The organism is Microbacterium sp. J1-1 (assembly GCF_024498615.1).
GTDB classification, from domain to species: domain Bacteria; phylum Actinomycetota; class Actinomycetes; order Actinomycetales; family Microbacteriaceae; genus Microbacterium; species Microbacterium aurugineum.
The window spans coordinates 2,786,836-2,806,592 of sequence record NZ_CP089590.1 but is presented as its reverse complement, the minus strand read 5'-3'; the positions used below and the strand labels follow the sequence as shown (position 1 = coordinate 2,806,592).

Genomic DNA, 19,757 nt, shown 5'->3' with positions numbered 1-19,757 from the left:
CCAAGATTCCGGTTGTTTGCATGATCAAAGTTGCCTATTATCGAAACTAGTCAAAGTTGACTAACGAAAGGAAGCCGAAATGACGTCTGCCGTGACCGAAGCCCTCCCGCGCGACCTCGCCCTCCGCCGGGCGTTCTCGGTATACCCGACCGGCGTCGTCGCCCTCGCTGCGCACATCGACGATCGGGCTGTGGGGATGGCGGTCAACTCCTTCACGTCGATCTCGCTCGAACCGGCGCTCGTCGCCATCAGCGCGGCGCGCACCTCGAAGACCTGGCCGGTGCTGCGCGAGGTCCCCGAACTCGGCATGAGTGTGCTGGCCGCGCACCACGAGCCGCTCAGTCGTTCGCTGTCGGCGCGTGAGGGGGACCGGTTCGGCGGTCACGAGTGGCAGCGCACCGACGGTGGGGCCGTGCTCATCTCGGATGCCGCGCTCTGGCTCACCTGCCGCCTGCACAGCACATTCGACGGCGGGGATCACGAGATCGCGCTGTACGAGATCGCCGATCTCACGCTGTTCGACGACGTCGAGCCCCTCGTCTTCCACCAGAGCCGCTACCGCGCCATCGCCGCCCCCGAGAGCGCGTGAGCGCTCAGCCGCTCGGGGCGATCGCCGGCCTCGTCGTCCCCGGTGACGGTCGGGGACGGGAGCTCGGCTTCCCGACGGCGAACCTGGAGCTCGCGGACGACAGCCTCCCCGACGACGGCATCTACGCGGCATGGGTCCGGATCGATGGAGCCGCGCATCCCTGGGCGGCGAGCGTCAGCGTCGGAGCGAACCCGACCTTCGACGGCGACCGTGAGCGGCGGGTCGAGGTGCATCTGCACGACGCGGACATCGACCTGTACGGCCGACGATTGGATGTGACCCTGATCGCGCTGCTGCGTCCGACGCTCCGGTTCGACCGCGTCGACGACCTGATCGCCCAGACCGCGGACGACGTGGTCCGCTGCCGGTCCGTGCTGGGCGCGTCGGCGATCGATCCCGGCTGATCGTTCCGGTCGCACTCTCTCTCGGAAAAGCGCCGTATAGGTGGTACGAATTGCGACCGGAACGGCTCACCGAGGGGTCAGTCGCGAGCGGTCTGCAGGATCGTCCAGAGCTCCGCGCGCGCGGGGAAGGTCGACAGATCGATGTCGAGCAGCGCACCCGCATGGGCGATGCGGGTGCGCAGCGTGTGCCGATGCACCCCGAGTGCGATCGCGGCGGATTCGGCCTTGGCGTCGTGCTCCAACCAGGTGCGCAGCGAGCGCTCGAGCTCGGCACCGGTGCGGGCATCGTGTTCACGGATCGGTGCGAGGCGTGATTCCGCGACCAGGCGTGCCTCATCCGTCGCGAGTGCGGTGAGGATGCGGGAACCGACGGTGTCGGCATAGCGTGCGACGCCGTGGGTGCCCTGTTGCCGCAGTGCGGTGAGTGCCTGAGCGTGCGCCCGGGAGAAGGAGCCGTACCCCTCGGGCTCGGAGACGCCGATGCGGATGCCGAAGCGCGCGGCCGCCTCATCGAGCAGGGACTCATCGCCGACGGAGAGACACATCGTCACGCCGTCCTCGGACTCGGCCAGGAAGACGGCGGTGCCGTGCTCGACCCGGTTCCGCTCCCACCAGTCCGCGAGCGGGCCGGCCGGGGCATCAGCGGCGACGGCCACGACCACCGGAGCGGGCGGCATGCTTCCCAGCACTCTTCTGGCCAAGCCCGGGTCGTCGGCGAGGAGCGAGCCGAGGAGCTGTGCATGCAGGCGTCGACGGCTCCGTGCGAGCTGTTCGCTCTGCTCCATCGCGAGTCCGGCCATCGCGATCACCGATGTCACGACCGACCGTGCTTCCGGGTCCAGCGCGTCGATGGCGAGGGCGATCACCCCGCGCAGATGTCCGCCGCGACCGACGGTGAACAGCATGAACGTGTGCTCGCCGAGGACCAGTGATTGCCCGGCTTCGAGCCCACGGGTGAGGATCTCCATCACCCGCTCGCCCAGGGCGTCGCGCACCTCGGTGTCGAGGCGGTCTCGGGGGTGGGAGGCGACGACCGTTCCCGCGGCGTCGAACATCCCCGCCCAGACCTCGAGCCGTCGTCCGAGTTCCGCGATCGTCGCATCGAGTCCGCTCGGACGCAGGGCGGCGAGGGCGAGGGCGCGCTGTGTGTCCAGCGCCCAGGATCGGCGGGCATAGGCCTGCGCGGCGATCGCCTCGGAGTGGGCGCGGGCGACCGCGATAAACGGTGTGCGGTACGGCACGGTGAACAGGGGCATGCCGTGCGTGGCGCAGGCGGCGACCAGCTCGTCCGGAACGCCCGAGCGGTGCACCTCGGTGCCGAAACCGAGTCCGAGGACACCCCGATCGGCGAGGCGACCGACGTAGGTGTCGATGCCGACGGCCTCGTCGAACTGTGTGCCGGTGGTCAGCAGGGCGAGGTCTTCCGAGAGGAACGGTGTCGGATCGGCCAGGTCCGAGCTGTGCACCCAGCGCAGGGGACGGTCGAGAGCTCCGTCCGCCAGCTCGGCCTCGCGGGGGACGAGTGCGAGTCCGAGATCGCGGCGACGCAGCAGGGCGCGCAGTGTCGGCTGCTCGGTCGTGGGCACGGCACGTCCTCTCGTATGTACAACATGGCGAATTCTCTCCTCAGATTGTACGTCTCGGCGAGTGCGGGGATCTTCGGCACCGCCGTACGCTCGCGATCATGGCACTCCTCGACACCGCAGCCCCCGCAGTCCCTCTCGGCGGACCCGACCTCCCGCAGGAGCGTCGTCTGGTCACGGACCTCCCCGGGCCCCGCTCGGCCGAGGTGCTCGCGCGCAAGGCGGATGCCGTGGCAGCGGGTGTCGGTCACACCGTGCCGATCGCCGCCGTCGCGGCCGGCGGCGGAGTCGTCGTCGATGCCGACGGGAACTCCCTCATCGACCTCGGCTCGGGCATCGCCGTGACCACGGTCGGCAACGCGCACCCGAAGGTCGCCGCCGCCGTCGCCGCCCAGGCCGCGCAGTTCACCCACACCTGCTTCATGATCTCGCCCTACGAGTCGTACGTCGACGTCGCTGAAGCACTCAACCGCGTCACCCCCGGTGGATTCGCCAAGAAGAGCGCCCTGTTCAATTCGGGAGCGGAGGCGGTCGAGAACGCCATCAAGATCGCCCGCAAGCACACCGGTCGCCAGGCGGTCGTCGCCTTCGACCACGGCTACCACGGCCGCACCAACCTGACCATGGCGCTCACCGCCAAGTCGATGCCCTACAAGAGCGGGTTCGGCCCGTTCGCCCCCGAGGTCTACCGCGCGCCGATGTCGTACCCGTTCCGTGACGGGCTCGAGGGTGGCGAGGCCGCTGCCCGCGTGATCCTCCAGCTCGAGAAGCAGATCGGCGCCGACAACCTGGCCGCGGTCATCATCGAGCCGATCCAGGGCGAGGGCGGCTTCATCGTCCCCGCCGACGGCTTCCTGCCGGCGATCGTCGACTGGTGCCGCGCGAACGGCGTCGTCTTCATCGCCGACGAGGTGCAGACCGGATTCGCCCGCACGGGGCACATGTTCGCGAGCGAGATCTTCGGCATCGAGCCCGACCTGATCACCACCGCCAAGGGGATCGCCGGCGGTCTTCCGCTCGCCGCCGTCACCGGCCGCGCGGAGATCATGGACGCCTCGCACTCCGGTGGTCTGGGCGGCACCTACGGCGGGAACCCGATCGCGTGCGCCGCGGCGCTCGCGTCGATCGACGTGTTCGAGAACGACGGGGTGATCGAGCGTGCCCGGGAGATCGGCACGATCCTCACGGACCGCCTCACCGCGATCCAGGAGAGCGACCCTCGCATCGGCGACATCCGTGGCCACGGTGCGATGATCGCGGCCGAGTTCGTCGACCCCGAGACCAAGGCACCGAACGCCGCTCTCACGGCCGCGGTCGCCAAGGCCTGCATCGCGCAGGGCGTCATCGTCCTCACCTGCGGAACCTACGGCAACGTCATCCGCTTCCTTCCTCCGCTCTCGATCGGCGACGACCTGCTGAACGAAGGCCTCGACGTCGTGGCCGCCGCCCTCGCCGCGGCCACGGAATGATGTGCAGGCCGCGCTGCCGCGTGGCCTGACCCCCTGTCCGGTCGCGACCCCAATCGGGGGATTTCGGGTCGCGACCGGCACTACTTCCCAACGAAGGAGTTGCAGATGTCTGAGATCACCCGCGATGTACTGATCGTCGGTGCCGGAGCCGCAGGGCTCACGGCGGCGAACGACCTCCGGAAGGCCGGCCTGTCGGTCGCCGTGCTGGAAGCCCGCGACCGCGTCGGCGGACGACTGTGGACCGACGTCATCGACGGCGCCATGCTCGAGATCGGCGGCCAGTGGGTCTCGCCCGATCAGGATGCACTCAAGGACGCGATCGAGGAGCTGGGGCTCGAGACCTACAGCCGCTACCGCGAAGGAGACAGCGTCTACATCGGACCCGATGGGCAGGTGCACCGCTTCACCGGCGAGATGTTCCCCGTCGCCCCGGAGACCGAGGCGGAGATCGCTCGGATCACCGACATCCTGGATGCGCTCGTCGCCGAGATCGACCCGGATCGTCCCTGGGCGCACCCGAGCGCCGCCGACTGGGACTCCATCACCTGGGACGCGTGGCTGCGTCAGCAGACCGACGATGACGAGGCCGTGCGGAACCTGGCCTTCGCCACGGGATCCGCGATGCTCACCAAGCCGACGCACGCGTTCTCCCTGCTCCAGTCGCTGCTGATGGCCTCGTCCGCCGGTTCCTATTCGAACCTCGTGGATGCCGACTTCATCCTCGACAAGCGGGTCGTCGGCGGGCTCCAGCAAGTGCCGCTGCGTCTCGCCGAGCGTCTGGGCGACGATGTGCTCCTCAACCAGCCCGTGCGCAGCCTCGAGTGGTCGGATGCCGGCGTCGTCGCCACCACCGACGACCTCACGGTCCGTGCCCGCCACGCGATCCTCGCGCACGCGCCGGTGCTGTACAGCCGCATCTCGTTCGTGCCGCCGCTGCCGCGCCGCCAGCATCAGCTGCACCAGCACCTCTCGATGGGCTTCGTCATCAAGGTGCACGCGGTCTACGACCGTCCGTTCTGGCGCGAGCAGGGTCTCAGCGGTACCGCGTTCAGCCCGTACGAGCTCTCGCACGAGGCCTATGACAACACGAACCACGGCGATGAGCGCGGCACCCTGGTCGGCTTCGTGTCCGACGCCAACGCCGACGGGGTCTTCGAACTCTCGGCCGAGGAGCGCAAGGAGCGCATCCTCGAGTCGCTGTCGCACTACTACGGTCCCGAGGCCAAGAACCCGGTCGTCTACTACGAGAGCGATTGGGGCAGTGAGGAATGGACGCGCGGCGCCTATGCCGCGAGCTTCGACATGGGCGGCCTGCACCGGTACGGCGCGGACCTCCGCACCCCGGTCGGCCCGATCCACTTCGCCTGCAGCGACATCGCCGGTGCCGGGTACCAGCACGTGGACGGTGCGATCCGGATGGGGCACCTGGTGGCCTCGAACATCGTCGAAGCAAGCCGTGAGAACGGCTCCGCAGAGAGCGTCGGCTGATGAACGGCTCGGTCGTCGTGGGGTACACGGCGACGGATGCGGGAGCGGATGCTGCCGCCCTCGGTGCGCGGCTCGCCCGCAGCCTCGGCGCGACGCTGCACCTGGTGATCGTGCTTCCCAACGAGGGCACCCGCAACGCCGCGGTGCCGCCGGAGCGGGCCTACGAAGAGCACATCAGGGCGCAGGCCAAGAAGTGGCTCGGCGAGGCCGTGGTCAGCCTTCCGCAGGAGCTGACCCGCAGCGGTCACGTGCGCTTCTCCGAGTCGTTCGCCGAAGGACTGATCGCCGCCGGTGAGGAGTTCGGCGCCAGGGTCATCGTGATCGGCGCAGCGGGTGGTGGCATCTTCGGACGCCACCGTCTCGGCAGCGTCGCCTCCGAGCTCCTGCACTCGTCGACCATCCCGGTGGCCCTCGCCCCCGTGGGGACCGCGCAGCAGGACGACCACGTGATCCCGCGCGTCACCGTCGCGGTCGGCTCGCGGCCGGGCGCCGATGCCCTTCTCGACGAGGCCGTAGCCATCGCCGGCGACAGCGGTGTCGATCTCCGACTCGTGTCCCTCGTGCCGTTCGACGTGCCTCCGGGGCTCGACACGGGCGCGATCCGCACGGTCGGCGACACGCACGCGCAGGAGGTGCTGGCGGTGGCGACGGAGCTGCTGCCGGACGGTCGCACCGCCGCAGTCGAGAAGGCACCGGGCGACTCCGTCGAGGATGCCGTCGCGCAGCTCCACTGGCTTCCCGGGGAGGTCGTCCTCGTCGGCTCCAGCCGCCTGGCCCAGCCCCGTCGTCTCTTCCTGGGGTCCACGGCAGCGAAGATGCTGCACGAGCTCCCCGTCCCCATGATCGTCGTCCCGCGCACCCGCAACGAGGCAGGAGAACGCTGATGAGCAGCACCAACCGGGCGACGGAGCCCGAATCCGGTGTCACCACCGGTATCTCCACGAAGGGCCTGAGCGCCGGAACGGTCGGCCTCATCGGCGCGGTCGTGATCGGCATCTCGTGCATCGCGCCCGCATACACGTTCACCGCGGCCGTCGGCCCGGTCGCGTCCACGGTAGGGTCGCAGATCCCCGCCATCATCCTCGTCGGGTTCATCCCGATGCTCCTGGTCGCCTTCGGCTATCGCGAGCTGAACAACCGGATGCCCGACTCCGGCACCTCGTTCACGTGGGCTGCCCGCGCCTTCGGGCCGTGGGTCGGCTGGATGGCGGGCTGGGGCCTGGTGGTCGCCACGATCCTGGTGCTGTCGAACCTCGCCGGCATCGCGGTCGACTTCCTGTTCCTCCTGATCTCGCAGATCACCGGCAATCCGGACATCGCCGGGCTGGCGAGCGTCACCTGGATCAACATCAGCGTGTGCCTGCTGTTCATGCTCGGCGCGACCTGGGTCTCGTACCGCGACATGCAGACGACGCAGAAGCTGCAGTACTGGCTGGTGAGCTTCCAGATCCTCGTCCTCGTCTTCTTCGCGATCTCGGCGATCGTCCAGGCCGTCGCCGGCAACGGCTTCGACTACCAGCCGTTCGATCTCAACTGGTTCAACCCCTTCGCGATCTCGTCGTTCAGCGCGATCGCGGCCGGCCTCTCGCTCTCGATCTTCATCTTCTGGGGCTGGGACGTCACGCTCACCATGAACGAGGAGACCAAGGACCCCGAGAAGACCCCGGGGCGTGCGGCCACCCTCACGGTGCTCACGATCGTCTCGCTGTACCTGCTGCTCGCCGTCGCGATGATCATGTTCGCCGGCGTCGGAACCGGTGCGCTGGGACTCGGCAACGAGGACATCCAGGAGAACGTGTTCTTCCACCTCTCCGGCCCGATCCTCGGTCCGCTCGCGTTCCTCGTCTCGCTCGCCGTGCTCACCAGCTCGGCCTCGTCGCTGCAGTCGACGTTCGTGGGACCGGCGCGCACGCTGCTCGCGATGGGGCACTACGGCGCGCTGCCCAAGTCGTTCGCGAAGGTCAGCCCGCGCTTCTTCACGCCCGGGTACGCGACGATCGTCTCGGCGATCGTGGCATCGGCCTTCTACGCCGTCATGCGCGTGGTCAGCGAGGACACGCTGTGGGACACCATCCTCACGCTCGGCATGATGATCTGCTTCTACTACGGGATCACCGCCTTCGCGTGTGTCTGGTACTTCCGCAAGCAGTGGTTCGACTCGACGCGGAACTTCTTCTTCACGTTCCTGTTCCCGCTCGTCGGCGGAGCGATCCTCGCGGTGCTGTTCTTCACCACGCTGATCGACTCGATGGACCCCGCCTACGGGTCCGGTTCGCAGATCGGCGGCGTCGGCATCGTCTTCATCCTCGGGATGCTGATCATCGTCGTCGGCATCGTCGTCATGATCTGGAACGCGGTCCGACGGCCGGCGTTCTTCCGCGGACAGACGCTGGGCATCGACGCACCGCCCAGCCGACGCCCGCGCTCCTAGCCCTCCTCACAGAAAGAGAATCATGAGCACCCAGACCGAACAGGCCCTCCTCGACAGCATCCCCACCGGTCTCTTCATCGGCGGTCAGTGGATCGACGGCGAGACCGGCGGCACTTTCGACGTGCAGGATCCCGCGACCGGTGCCGTGATCCGCACCATCGCTGACGCGACGCCCGCGGACGGCATCCGTGCGCTCGACGCCGCGGTCGCTGCTCAGGACGACTGGGCTGCGACGGCTCCTCGCGTGCGCAGCGAGATCCTTCGCCGGGCGTTCGACCTCGTGCAGGAGCACAAGGAGGATCTCGCCCTGCTCATGACCCTCGAGATGGGCAAGCCCCTCGCCGAGGCCCGGGGTGAGGTCGGCTACGGCGGCGAGTTCCTGCGGTGGTTCAGCGAGGAAGCCGTGCGCATCAGCGGCCGATACGGCATCAACCCGGAGGGCACCGGCCACATGGTCGTGTCGCAGCGCCCGGTCGGACCGTCCTTCTTCGTGACGCCGTGGAACTTCCCCTTCGCCATGGCGACGCGCAAGATCGCCCCCGCGCTCGCCGCCGGCTGCACCGTCGTGATCAAGCCCCCGGCACTCACGCCGCTCACCACGATCTTCTTCGTCTCGCTGCTGGAGAAGGCCGGACTGCCCGCGGGCGTGGTCAACGTCGTGCAGACGTCGAAGTCCAGCGCGCTCTCGGCACCCATCATCGCCGACCCGCGTCTGCGCAAGCTGTCGTTCACGGGTTCGACCGAAGTCGGCCGCAAGCTGATCGCTCAGGCGGCGGAGGGCGTGCTGCGCGTGTCGATGGAGCTCGGAGGCAACGCGCCGTTCGTGGTGTTCGACGACGCCGACCTCGACAAGGCGGTGGACGGGGCGCTCGCCGCGAAGTTCCGCAACATCGGACAGGCCTGCACCGCGGCCAACCGTTTCATCGTGCACAAGGACGTCGCGGGCGAGTTCGCGAAGCGCGTGACCGAACGTGTCAACAGCATGAAGATCGGTCGGGGCACGGAGGACGGCGTCGCGATCGGTCCGCTCATCGACGCGGATGCCGTCGCCAAGGCCGGCGAGCTCGTCGACGACGCGGTCGGACGCGGTGCGACCCTCCTCGCGGGTGGCAAGGCCGTCGAGGGCACGGGCACGTTCTACGAACCCACCGTGCTCACCGATGTCGTCGCCGGGAGCGCGATCCTCCGCGAGGAGATCTTCGGACCGGTGCTCGCCATCGCGACCTTCGAGACCGAGGATGAAGCCGTGCACCTCGCGAACGACACGGAGTACGGGCTCGTCTCGTACGTCTTCACCGAGAACCTGCAGCGCGGACAGCGGATGATCGACAAGCTCGAGACCGGCATGATGGGTCTCAACGTGGGCGTGGTCTCCAACGCGGCTGCCCCCTTCGGCGGCGTCAAGCAGTCCGGCGTCGGCCGCGAGGGCGGGTTCGAGGGCATCCACGAGTACCTGTCCACCAAGTACACGCTGATCCCGGTCTCCTGATTCCGATGCGCGGGGCCCGCGCCGTCGGGTCCCGCCCCACCACACGAGAGGACATGTCATGACCGACTACGCCGTCATCAACCCCGCCACCGGAGAGACGCTGGCGTCCTTCGACACCTTCACCGACGCCCAGATCGAGGAGGCCGTTGCCGCCGCCGACGACGCCCACCGCGAGTGGTCGCGCTCGTCGACCGTCGCCGAGCGCGCCGCACTCCTGCACCGCGCTGCCGAGCTGCACCGCGAGCGACGGGAAGAGCTCGCCGACATCTTCGTGCGCGAGATGGGGAAGCCCCGTGAGGCCGCGCTCGGCGAGGTCGACTTCGCCGCGGACATCGCCGACTACTACGCCGACCAGGCGGAGTCGATCATGGCGGACCAGCCGATCGCGATCCTGGGGGAGGGTTCGGCCGTCATCCGCCGCTCCTCGCTCGGACCGCTCATCGGCATCATGCCGTGGAACTTCCCGGCGTACCAGATCGTCCGCTTCGCCGCCCCGAACCTGATCGTCGGGAACACGATCCTGCTGAAGCCGGCGCCGCAGTGCCCGGAGTCCTCGACTGCGATCGAGAAGATCTACCACGATGCCGGCTTCCCGAAGGGCGCCTACCAGAACGTGCTCGCGACGAACGAGCAGATCGCGACGATGATCGCCGACCCGCGCGTGCAGGGTGTCTCGCTCACCGGCTCCGAGCGCGCCGGCGCCGCCGTCGCCGAGATCGCCGGCCGCAACCTCAAGAAGGTCGCGCTGGAGCTGGGTGGCTCCGACCCGTTCATCGTGCTCTCCACCGACGACCTCGACGCCACCGTGCAGGCCGGCGTCGATGCTCGTCTGGACAACAACGGACAGGCCTGCAACGGCGCGAAGCGGTTCATCGTGGTGGACGGGCTGTACGACGCCTTCGTCGAGAAGTTCACGGCAGCGATGGCGGCGGTCGAGGCGACCGACCCCATGCTCGACGACACGGTCCTCGGTCCGGTGTCCTCCGAGACGGCCGCGGTCACCCTGCAGAAGCAGATCGACCAGGCCGTCGAGCAGGGGGCGACCCTGCTCACCGGCGGAACGCGCGAGGGCACGTTCTTCGCTCCGACCGTGCTGGCCGACGTGACGCCCGAGATGAACGTGTACCGCGAGGAGCTCTTCGGGCCCGCTGCCGTCGTCTACCGTGTGGCGGACGAGGACGCTGCGGTCGAGCTCGCGAACGACACCACGTTCGGTCTCGGCTCGTACGTCTTCACCACGGATGCCGAGCAGGCCGAGCGCGTCGCCGACAAGATCGAGGCGGGCATGGTCTACGTCAACCTCGTGCTGGCCGACAGCCCCGAGCTGCCCTTCGGCGGTGTCAAGCGCAGCGGCACGGCCCGCGAGCTGGGCCACCTGGCCGCCGACGAGTTCGTCAACAAGAAGCTCATCCGCATCGGCTGAGCGCCACGATGAACGGCCCCTCGCAGACCGCGAGGGGCCGTTCGCGTGCCGTCATCGGAACGCGTGACGAATGGCCTGTCGGTGGAGACATCGAGTGGGAGACAATGGCGGCATGAGCGCGCACACCGACCCCATCGAGACCCTGACCTCGGACCGGAGCTGGGAGCTGCTCGGCACGCAGGAACTGGGACGACTCGTCACCCATGTGGGCGACACGATCGACATCTTCCCGGTGAACTACGTGGTCGACGGCGAAGGCATCCTGTTCCGCACGGCGCCGGGCAGCAAGCTGTTCGAGCTGACCGTCAACACCGACGTGTTGTTCGAGGTCGACGACCACACCGACACGGATGCCTGGAGCGTGATCATCCGCGGGTACGCCACCGCACTGGAGTCGGATGCCGACGTGCAGCGGGCGGAGGCCGCGGGGCTCCGGCCCTGGATCCCCACCCTCAAGCGCGTCTTCGTGCGCATCGCCCCGACCTCGGTCTCGGGGCGGGCGTTCCGCCGCAGTGCCGAGCCGGAGCGCGACGGTCCCCAGGAGTACTGACCGCACCGGCACTGCGCGGCGCGTGTCCTGAAGGAGATCTCCCGTCCTGAAGGAGATCTCACAGGATGAAGGAGATCTCACAGGATGAAGGAGATCTCACAGGATGAAGGAGATCTCACAGGATGAAGGAGATCTCACAGGATGAAGGAGCGACGACAGCATTCGCTCCTTCAGAGCATGAGATCTCCTTCGTGTGGGTGCCCGGGCGTAGGGTCGAAGCATGGCCAACGTCGCTGAGAACATCGTCAAGACTCTGCACGCCAATGGGATCGACCGGGTCTACGGCATCCCCGGGGACTCGCTGAACGGCTTCACGGACGCCCTGCGCAAGGACGGCACGATCCGATGGGTGCACGTGCGCCACGAGGAGTCCGCCGCGTTCGCCGCCGCTGCGGATGCCGCCACGACGGGAGAGCTCGCGGTCGTCGCAGGATCCTGCGGACCGGGCAACCTGCACCTCATCAACGGACTGTACGATGCGAACCGCTCGCGTGTGCCGGTGCTCGCCATCGCCGCGCAGATCCCCACCACCGAGATCGGCACGGGGTACTTCCAGGAGACGCATCCGCGGGAGATCTTCCGCGAGTGCAGCGTGTACGTCGAGTACGTCGCCGATCCCGCACAGATGCCGCGCCTGCTGGAGATCGCCATGCGCGCCGCGATCGAGGAGCGCGGCGTCGCGGTGCTCGTGATCCCGGGGGACGTCGCCCTCGCCGACATCGCCGATGATCGCACCGTCGTGATCGAGCGCAGCCATCCCGTGATCGTGCCGAGCGCTGCGGAGCTCGAGAAGGCGGCGACGCTGTTGAACGCGGCGAACAGCGTCACGATCCTCGCGGGTGCCGGTGTGGAGGGCGCCCACGACGAGGTCATCGCCCTCGCCGACACGCTCGGCGCGCCGATCGTGCACGCCCTCCGCGGCAAGGAGTTCATCGAGTACGACAACCCCTTCGACGTCGGGATGACGGGGCTTCTGGGCTTCGCCTCCGGGTTCCGCGCGATGGAGGCCGCCGACGCCCTGCTCGTGCTGGGCAGCGACTTCCCCTACGAGCAGTTCTATCCGGACGGTGCGAAGACGATCCAGGTCGACATCCGGGGTGCACAGCTCGGGAAGCGGCATCCCCTCGATCTGGGGCTGGTCGGTGACGTGCGCGCGACCGCCGATGCCCTGCTGCCGCGTCTGGCACGCAAGGACGACCGGAGCCACCTCGACGACGCCACCGCCCACTATCGCAAGACGCGCAAGAAGCTCGACGAGCTGGCGGTGCCCGCGAAGGGCGACCGCCCCATCCATCCGCAGTATCTGGCTCGGCTCCTGGACGAGTACGCGACCGACGACGCGATCTTCACCGCCGACGTGGGGTCGCCGACCGTGTGGGCGGCCCGCTACCTGTCGATGACCCAGGACCGCCGGCTGATCGGTTCGTTCACGCACGGCTCCATGGCGAATGCGCTGATGCACGGCATCGGAGCGCAGGTGGCACACCCCGACCGTCAGGTCGTGGCCCTCGCGGGTGACGGTGGTCTCTCGATGATGCTCGGTGAGCTGCTGACCCTGACGCAGAACGAACTGCCCGTGAAGACCATCGTGGTCAACAACTCGTCGCTGAACTTCGTCGAGCTCGAGATGAAGGCCGCGGGCTTCGTGACGTACGGGACCGGATTGGACAACCCCAGCTTCGCCGCGATCGCCGAGGCGATGGGGATCTTCGCCCGTCGTGTGGAGCGCAGCGAGGATCTGCCGGAGGCCGTGCGCGAGGTGCTCGCCCACGACGGACCCGCCCTGTTGGACGTGGTGACGGAACGGCAGGAGCTGTCGATGCCGCCCGCGATCGAGGCCGCCCAGGTCAAGGGCTTCGCGCTGTACGCGATCCGCACGGTGATGTCCGGGCGCGGAGACGAGCTCCTCGATCTCGCCAGGGCGAACTGGCGCCAGTTCTTCTGAGCGGGCGCTCAGCTCTCCAGGTGCGAACGGATCTCGGCGGCTTCACCGTGCCGACCGAGCGACTCGAAGACGTTGCCGAGTTCGAGCGCGGCCACCTGCAGCAGCGGAGGGTGGCCGGCGGCGTGCTCGATCGCACTGCGGTAGACGGGTACCGCATCGGCTGACCTGTCGTTTCCGGCGAGCACGCGTCCGGCGAACAGCTCAGAGCTCCCTGCAGAGCCCAGGTCTCCGAGCGCGGCGAACCCGTCGGCAGCGGTGAGCGCGGCCGCGACCGCCTCGTCGATCCGGCCGAGCTCGGCGAGAGCGCGACCGCGCGAATCCGTGACATCGGCGAGGAGCCACTCCGCCTCGTGCTGCTGCGCGAGCGCGGCGACCTCGTCGAAGAGCGCGAACGCCCGCTCGTCACCACGACCGCCGTACGCCTGCCCGAGACTGTGCAGCACCTCGGTCAGCGCTCCGACGGCGTCGGGTGCGCGGCGCACGATCTCGGCGGCCGCCTCCAGCAGCCCGATCGCGTCCTCCTGTTCGTCGAAGCGTGCGAGGATCTTGGCCTGCTCGGTCATCGACATCGCCTGATCGGCGTGCTCTTCGGCCTGGCCGAACAGTTCGGAGGCGTAGCCGTGCGCCCCGACGGCCTGGCCGAACTCACCGGCCGCGCCCAGGGCGCGGGCCAGCATCGATGCCGTCATCGCGCGAGAGCCGGCGGCCACCTCCGCGATCTCCTCCCGCTGCAGCACATCGCCGAACAGCTCCGCCGCTTCCTCCGCATCCCCGACCCGCAGCATGGCGCGCGCGAGACGGAAGTCGACACCGGTGGAGTCGCCCCCGGCCTCTCCGGCGAGCCGCGACGCGAGACGGTAGCGCGAAACGGCCTTCTCGGGCTCTTCCGCGTCCTCCCAGAGGGCCCCGGCGAGCAGGTGCGCATCGCCAAGCGCGCGGGTCGCTCCCAGCTCGGCGAGCAGCCGGCAGACCTCGTCTGCATCCGTGGCGCCTTCGACGTAGTTGTCGGTGCCGCCACGCACCCGCGCCCTGATCTGCAGGGCCTGTGCCCGGTGCCCGGTGCTGAGGTCTTCCTGGGCGAGGAAGCCGTCGAGCAATGTGATCGCCGGTTCCAGGTCGCCCTTGCTCAGCACCGCCGAGATCGCCAGCAAGGTCGTGGTGTTCGAGAGGCGCACGTCCTCGGCCTCGGCGAACGAGCGGGCGGCGATCTCTGCGAGATCCAGTGCCGCATCCGCCTCGCCGGCCTGCAGGTGCAGTGCGGCGCGGCTGATCGCGAGGTCACCGCGCGACCAGGCCGGAAGCGAAGCCGCGTCGGAGATCGCCTCTTCCAGCGCGGCGGTCGTCTCGGGGGTGTTCAGCCCGAAGGTCGCGAGCTCCAGGCGTTCCTCCAGTGCGGCTTGCACCTCGCGTCCGGCGGCCCGGAGCGCGGCGATGCGCTCGGGCAGCAGCTGCAGGGCCTCCTCGGCGCGGTCGAGGGCGATCAGGATGCCCAGACGCATCGACAGCAGCTGGGCGCGCTTGTCGGGTTCCTCCACCTCGAGAGCCCGGGGAAGAGCGTCGAGGGTCTCGTGTTCGGCCCCGAACTGGGCGAGCTGCATCGCGCGCTCGAACCAGCCGTCCGCATCCACCGGGGCGGCGGACGGGGTCGGGGCGACGAACGCATCCGAGCGGATCGGCACGTCGTACTGCTCCGTGGCGAGGGCGCGCATCCGGTCCAGACTGCGGGCGTGTCCCCGGGTCCCGTCCCGCTCGTCGAACGCGGCGCCGATCCGCTCTGCGGCGGACCAGGCCGCCGCAGCGAGGTCGGTCGCGCTCCACGGGCCGTCGTGCTCGCCGAAGAACGGGACGAGGGAGGGAGCGTCCGCACCGCGCACGGGGGTTTCGCCGTGCCCCGCGGCGGTGACTCGGTCCAGGGCCACGGCGAGGGCGGCGAGGGCGGCGAAATGCGCATCGACGTTCAGTCCGTCGTGCGCCAGCCAGGCGATGTGCTTCTCCACCATGGCGAGTGCCCGCGCCTCGTTGCCCGTGATCGCGGCGAAGACGATGTTGTTGGCCACGATGCGGAGGTTGTCCGGGTTGTCCTTCGCCAGGCGGTAGCTGCGCAGGTGGGCGGTCTTCGCTTCCGCCGGGCGTCCGGCGCGGAGGTAGGGGAGCAGGGCCCGGGAGAGCGCATGCTCCGGCTCCTCGCCGCAGGAGAAGCCGCCCTCGATCATCTCCTCGACCAGCTGGATCGCCTCGTCGTCGCGGTCGGTGTCCGCATAGAAGCCGGCGACCTGACTGCGACCGCAGGCGTCGCAGTGACTGTGGTCGTCGCGGGGAGTGGCCTCGAGCTGCACGCGCAGTGCCTCGGCATCGTCCATGCGACCGGCGTCCCAGGCATCCTCGAAGCGTGCGGTGAGCACGCCGCTCAGGCCGAGTCCGGCGGCGCGGTAGTGCGCCTCCATATCGTCCAGCACGGCGGCGATCTGCTCCTGCGAGAACGCGGGCGAGGACCGCAACGAGGAGGCCATCCACTTGAACTGCCACATCAGGTCGGCGCCGCCGTTCTCGAGGTCGGCGGGGAACCGCTGCGGATCCGCGTCATGGTGCGCGAGGCACCACGCGAACGAGTTCAGCATCACGTCGGTCGCGCCGCCCATGTTGGCCGAAGCCGTCTGCCGCATCCGCGCCTCGTACTCGAGGCGCTCGTCGCCGACCTCGACCGCCAACGCCACGGCTTCCGCGACGAGGGCCTGCTCGGCGGGGCCCCAGGGTGTGCGATCGATCTCCTCGATCAGCTGCTGGAAGCGCTTCTTCGGACGTGCCATGGACGGAACCCTTCGATGGAGAGTCAGCGGACGTCCTCGAAGGGGATCTGATCCCCTTCGAGGCCGGCCGAGAGCGAGACGAGATCGGCGAGCGCACTCGTCATGAGCGCGCGGTCGGCGTCGGCGAGCGGATGGTGCCCGGCGAGCAGTGCCTGGATGTAGAGGAGCTGCACCGTGCGGGCGAACACGGCGTCGTCGTGCACGCGCACCAGCGCGCGGACGACACGGTTCGACCAGTTCAGGCACAGACGCGCACGGAGATCTTCCTGGCGTCCGGACGACAGCGTCCGGTCGATGCGGTCCAGCACTCCGCCCCAGAGTGCCCCGGTGACGCCCTTGGTGCGGCCGCGGTCGATCGCGCGCAGCACCTCGGGGTCGGCGACGTAGAGCCCTGCGAGGTCGGCGCGGTCGATGGAGCGCACCACCACGGAGCATCCGGATGCCGTGAGCACGGCCTCGGCGCGGGCCTCCAGTGCGACGGCGGCATCGCGGTCGTCGAGCGGCGGAGGATCGAGGCGGTCCAGCTCGGCGGTCACATCGACCTGCTCGACCGTGACGTGCGGGTACAGGTCGGGAAGCATCCGGATCAGATCGGCGTCGTAGAGATACCCTCCGTTGACCAGTACCTCGCCGCCGGGGGAGATGCCGGCCACCTGGCGGAACTCGTCCACGGTGTTCGCGTACCGGATGTGCGGGTGACGCTCGACGAGGTCGCCGATCCGGAGGGTGCCGTGCGTCGTCTCGACGGTCAGCCAGCGGGAGATGAAACGGGCCAACTCCTCGTCGTGGCGGACGAGCGACTTCAGCCCGACCTCGTGCACGGCGACGAACTGCGCCAGGCGGTGCGGCTCGCTCAGCCCGAGCTCGAGCACCCAGCGGCGGATGCCGGCGCCGAGCTGCTCGCGCACGCGCTCCAGGGCGTCGTCCTCGACGAGCGACTCCCGGCTCGCGGTGGGTGCGAGCCCGGTGGAATCCACCACGGCGCGGACGAAGAAGGCCCACTCGGGCAGCACGTCGTCGACGCGCTCGGAGAGCAGCATCCGTCCCAGATACATGCGCGTCGCCTGACGTGCACCGGGAGGCGGGGCGTAGGGCAGCACGTAGGCGAGGCCGCGGGTGCCGGTGGCCGGCTCGCTCAGCTCGATGACATCGAGAGGGCCGGCCCCGAGGAGGTCGCGTCCGTAGCTCACGGCGGCCTCCGGGTCCTGCGCGGCCTCGAGGAACGGCGCATCCCGGGTGATGTCGATGTCGCCGGAGGCGGCGTCGATCGTGACCCGCACCGGCAGGAACTCCCCGAACGTCGTCGCCAGCTCGTGCACGCTGGCCGGGCGCAGCAGGTCTCCGGCGTCGAAGCGCGGGACGAGATGCACGCTGGTGCCGATCGGCAGCTCCTCGTCGATCTCGGTCACCTGGAACGTGCCGTCCGCGCTTCCCGTCCACTCCACGGAGGCCCCGCCGCGGGCGCTGCGGGAGCGGATGACGATCGTGTCGGCGACCATGAAGCAGCTCAGCAGTCCGATGCCGAACTGTCCGAGGTAGTCGCTGCGCGGCAGGTCGAAGATGTCGCGCTTGGAGCTTCGGCCGACGGTCGCGAGCAGATCGGCGACCTCGGTCGCGGTGAGCCCCACGCCGTCGTCGCGCAGCACGAACTCGCCGCTCTCGGCGGTCAGCGGAGTGATCCGGATGCGTCCGCCCCCGCCGTCGACCTCGCGACGCGCCGTGATCGCGTCGCGGGCGTTCTGCAGAAGCTCCCGCAGGTACACCCGGGGGCTGGAGTAGATGTGTCGACTGAGCAGATCGACGACTCCGCGCAGATCCACCTGGAACTGCTGCACTTCAGCGCTCACCGGCGCTCCCTCCTCCTGCACACGCTCGCCGAGCCTAACAAGAACACGCCATCGCGATCCCGGTTCGGCGCGACCGGATCGATGCCGTATGCTTGTGGGGCAGTTGTTGTCTGCATTCTTTCGCCATGCCTGGGGTCTCCCGACCACGGTCACGGCGGCAGAATGGGGAGAACACCCCGAGACCTCCCGGTCTCTAGGGCGGTAGCTCAATTGGCAGAGCAGCGGTCTCCAAAACCGCAGGTTGCAGGTTCGATTCCTGTCCGCCCTGCGCGTCAGCGCAACGCTGACACACGAAAGGTACATTCAGGATGGATCAGGACGAACCGCGCGGCGAGGTCGTCGCGGCCGGCGCCACCCGCGAGAAGAAGGGCAACCCCTTCTCCCGGTTCTTCGGGAGCATCGCCCTGTTCATCCGCCAGGTCATCGCCGAGCTCCGCAAGGTCGTCACCCCGACTCGCAAGGAGCTGTTCAAGTTCACCGGTGTCGTGCTCGTCTTCGTGATCATCGTCATGGGCATCGTCTACGGCTTGGACACGCTGTTCGCATTCGTGACGCACTGGGTGTTCGGAATCCCTGGCTGATGACCCCCGCGGCTCACGCCGCAGCTATGGAGAAGAAGCAACGTGTCTGAACGATATTCCGACGACGCCGACTGGGCGACCGCCGCAGAGCAGTCCAGCGAGGAGGACGAGGCCCAGGAGGGCAACGTCCTCGCCGCGGAGGAGCTCTCGGTCACCTCGGCCGAGCACGTCGCGGTCCACGTCGAAGGCGAAGACGGCGAAGAAGACGGCACGGAAGACATCGACATCGACATCGACGACCCGGAGGCGGACGCGATCGTGAACGACGCTCTCAACCTGGACGAAGCGGCAGAGTCTGAGGCTGCCGCTGAGGTCCTCAACGAATCTGTGGCCGAAGAGGCCGCCGACCACGACGCGGCTGCGGCCGAAGAGGTCACCCCCTACGACGGTCCCGAGGTCGGTGCCGATGAAGTCCAGAGCGATGAGGACTCCTCGGCGGACGAGGGTGCGGAAGAAGACCCGTACGAGGCCTTCCGTATGGACCTGCGCATGCTCCCCGGCAAGTGGTACGTCATCCACTCCTACGCCGGTTTCGAGCGCAAGGTGAAGGCCAACATCGAGCAGCGCAAGTCGACGCTCGAGGTCGAGGACGAGATCTACCAGGTCGAGGTCCCGATGGAAGACGTGGTCGAGATCAAGAACGGCCAGCGCAAGATGGTCACCCGCGTGCGCATCCCCGGCTACGTGCTGGTGCGCATGGAGCTCACGGAAGACACCTGGTCGGTCGTGCGTCACACCCCGGGTGTCACCGGCTTCGTGGGCAACGCTCACAACCCGACGCCGCTGCGCTTCGAAGAGGCCTTCAACATGTTGAAGTCGCTCGTCGAGGTCAAGGACGTCCCCACGGCCAAGAACATCGCGTCGAAGGGCGGCGTCGCCGTCGCTCGTCCGCTCCCCGCCGAGGTCGACTTCGAGGTCGGCGAGACCATCACGATCAAGGAAGGCTCGTTCGCGGGGCTTCCCGGTTCGATCAGCGAGATCAAGCCCGAGAGCGGCAAGCTCACGGTCCTCGTCTCCCTCTTCGAGCGCGAGACCCCGGTCGAGCTGTCGTTCGATCAGGTCACCAAGATGGTCTGACGCACACATCCTTCACGAGAACGGCCGTCCCCTTCGGGGCGGCCGTTCTCGCGTCCCCCCCCCCCCCCGGTCTC

General features: G+C 68.8%; 15 protein-coding genes and 1 tRNA gene. 13 read left to right on the top strand and 3 right to left on the bottom strand.

The window, feature by feature from the left end; translation table 11 throughout:
- Positions 1-79: 79 nt before the first annotated feature.
- Positions 80-589 carry a flavin reductase family protein gene (locus LRQ07_RS13535; protein ID WP_131494309.1) on the top strand — a complete coding sequence of 170 codons (510 nt, stop codon included), beginning with the start codon at positions 80-82 and terminating at the stop codon, positions 587-589.
- Complete coding sequence (locus tag LRQ07_RS13530; RefSeq protein WP_256534908.1) at positions 586-993, top strand: riboflavin kinase; 408 nt, start codon at positions 586-588, stop codon at positions 991-993. Before LRQ07_RS13535 ends, LRQ07_RS13530 begins: the two co-directional genes overlap by 4 nt.
- A 77-nt stretch (positions 994-1,070) precedes the next feature.
- Here the strand turns inward: LRQ07_RS13530 and LRQ07_RS13525 are convergent, their stop codons facing one another.
- On the bottom strand, positions 1,071-2,579 hold the full coding sequence (locus LRQ07_RS13525; protein ID WP_232763550.1) for a PucR family transcriptional regulator: 1,509 nt from the start codon (positions 2,577-2,579) through the stop codon (positions 1,071-1,073).
- Between the two features lie 98 nt (positions 2,580-2,677).
- Here LRQ07_RS13525 and gabT point away from each other — a divergent pair, with 98 nt between their 5' ends.
- The 8 genes from gabT to poxB all read left to right on the top strand — a co-directional run bounded on the left by gabT (position 2,678) and on the right by poxB (position 13,371).
- Positions 2,678-4,045, top strand: coding sequence for a 4-aminobutyrate--2-oxoglutarate transaminase (gabT, locus tag LRQ07_RS13520; RefSeq protein WP_052193443.1), 1,368 nt, complete (start codon positions 2,678-2,680; stop codon positions 4,043-4,045).
- Positions 4,046-4,150: 105 nt separating this feature from the next.
- The gene (locus tag LRQ07_RS13515; RefSeq protein ID WP_256534907.1) at positions 4,151-5,533 is read left to right on the top strand and encodes a flavin monoamine oxidase family protein; all 1,383 of its coding nucleotides are present in this window, start codon (positions 4,151-4,153) and stop codon (positions 5,531-5,533) included.
- The gene (locus LRQ07_RS13510) at positions 5,533-6,417 is read left to right on the top strand and encodes a universal stress protein (protein WP_256534906.1); all 885 of its coding nucleotides are present in this window, start codon (positions 5,533-5,535) and stop codon (positions 6,415-6,417) included. Before LRQ07_RS13515 ends, LRQ07_RS13510 begins: the two co-directional genes overlap by 1 nt.
- Positions 6,417-7,964, top strand: a complete 1,548-nt coding sequence (locus tag LRQ07_RS13505; RefSeq protein WP_256534905.1) for an APC family permease — start codon at positions 6,417-6,419, stop codon at positions 7,962-7,964. The genes LRQ07_RS13510 and LRQ07_RS13505 overlap by 1 nt, the downstream gene beginning before the upstream one ends.
- A gap of 22 nt (positions 7,965-7,986) precedes the next feature.
- A complete protein-coding gene (locus LRQ07_RS13500) occupies positions 7,987-9,453 on the top strand; it encodes an NAD-dependent succinate-semialdehyde dehydrogenase (protein WP_047522356.1) in 1,467 nt (488 codons plus the stop codon).
- A gap of 58 nt (positions 9,454-9,511) precedes the next feature.
- Positions 9,512-10,876: an NAD-dependent succinate-semialdehyde dehydrogenase gene (locus LRQ07_RS13495; RefSeq protein WP_256534904.1), complete on the top strand. Its 1,365-nt coding sequence runs from the start codon at positions 9,512-9,514 to the stop codon at positions 10,874-10,876.
- Positions 10,877-10,988: 112 nt separating this feature from the next.
- Positions 10,989-11,426, top strand: coding sequence for a pyridoxamine 5'-phosphate oxidase family protein (locus tag LRQ07_RS13490; RefSeq protein WP_047522352.1), 438 nt, complete (start codon positions 10,989-10,991; stop codon positions 11,424-11,426).
- 220 nt (positions 11,427-11,646) lie between these two features.
- The gene (gene poxB / locus LRQ07_RS13485) at positions 11,647-13,371 is read left to right on the top strand and encodes a ubiquinone-dependent pyruvate dehydrogenase (protein ID WP_256534903.1); all 1,725 of its coding nucleotides are present in this window, start codon (positions 11,647-11,649) and stop codon (positions 13,369-13,371) included.
- Positions 13,372-13,379: 8 nt separating this feature from the next.
- Here the strand turns inward: poxB and LRQ07_RS13480 are convergent, their stop codons facing one another.
- Together LRQ07_RS13480 and LRQ07_RS13475 are read right to left on the bottom strand one after the other, a co-directional pair.
- Complete coding sequence (locus tag LRQ07_RS13480) at positions 13,380-16,178, bottom strand: hypothetical protein (RefSeq protein WP_256534902.1); 2,799 nt, start codon at positions 16,176-16,178, stop codon at positions 13,380-13,382.
- 23 nt (positions 16,179-16,201) lie between these two features.
- A complete protein-coding gene (locus tag LRQ07_RS13475; protein ID WP_256534901.1) occupies positions 16,202-18,025 on the bottom strand; it encodes an HSP90 family protein in 1,824 nt (607 codons plus the stop codon).
- Positions 18,026-18,220: 195 nt separating this feature from the next.
- Here LRQ07_RS13475 and LRQ07_RS13470 point away from each other — a divergent pair.
- The 3 genes from LRQ07_RS13470 to nusG all read left to right on the top strand — a co-directional run bounded on the left by LRQ07_RS13470 (position 18,221) and on the right by nusG (position 19,683).
- A tRNA-Trp gene (locus tag LRQ07_RS13470) sits at positions 18,221-18,293 on the top strand.
- Between the two features lie 40 nt (positions 18,294-18,333).
- Positions 18,334-18,606 carry a preprotein translocase subunit SecE gene (gene secE, locus LRQ07_RS13465; RefSeq protein ID WP_017201518.1) on the top strand — a complete coding sequence of 91 codons (273 nt, stop codon included), beginning with the start codon at positions 18,334-18,336 and terminating at the stop codon, positions 18,604-18,606.
- A 42-nt stretch (positions 18,607-18,648) separates the two neighbouring features.
- On the top strand, positions 18,649-19,683 hold the full coding sequence (gene nusG / locus LRQ07_RS13460) for a transcription termination/antitermination protein NusG (RefSeq protein ID WP_232763557.1): 1,035 nt from the start codon (positions 18,649-18,651) through the stop codon (positions 19,681-19,683).
- Positions 19,684-19,757: the final 74 nt, after the last annotated feature.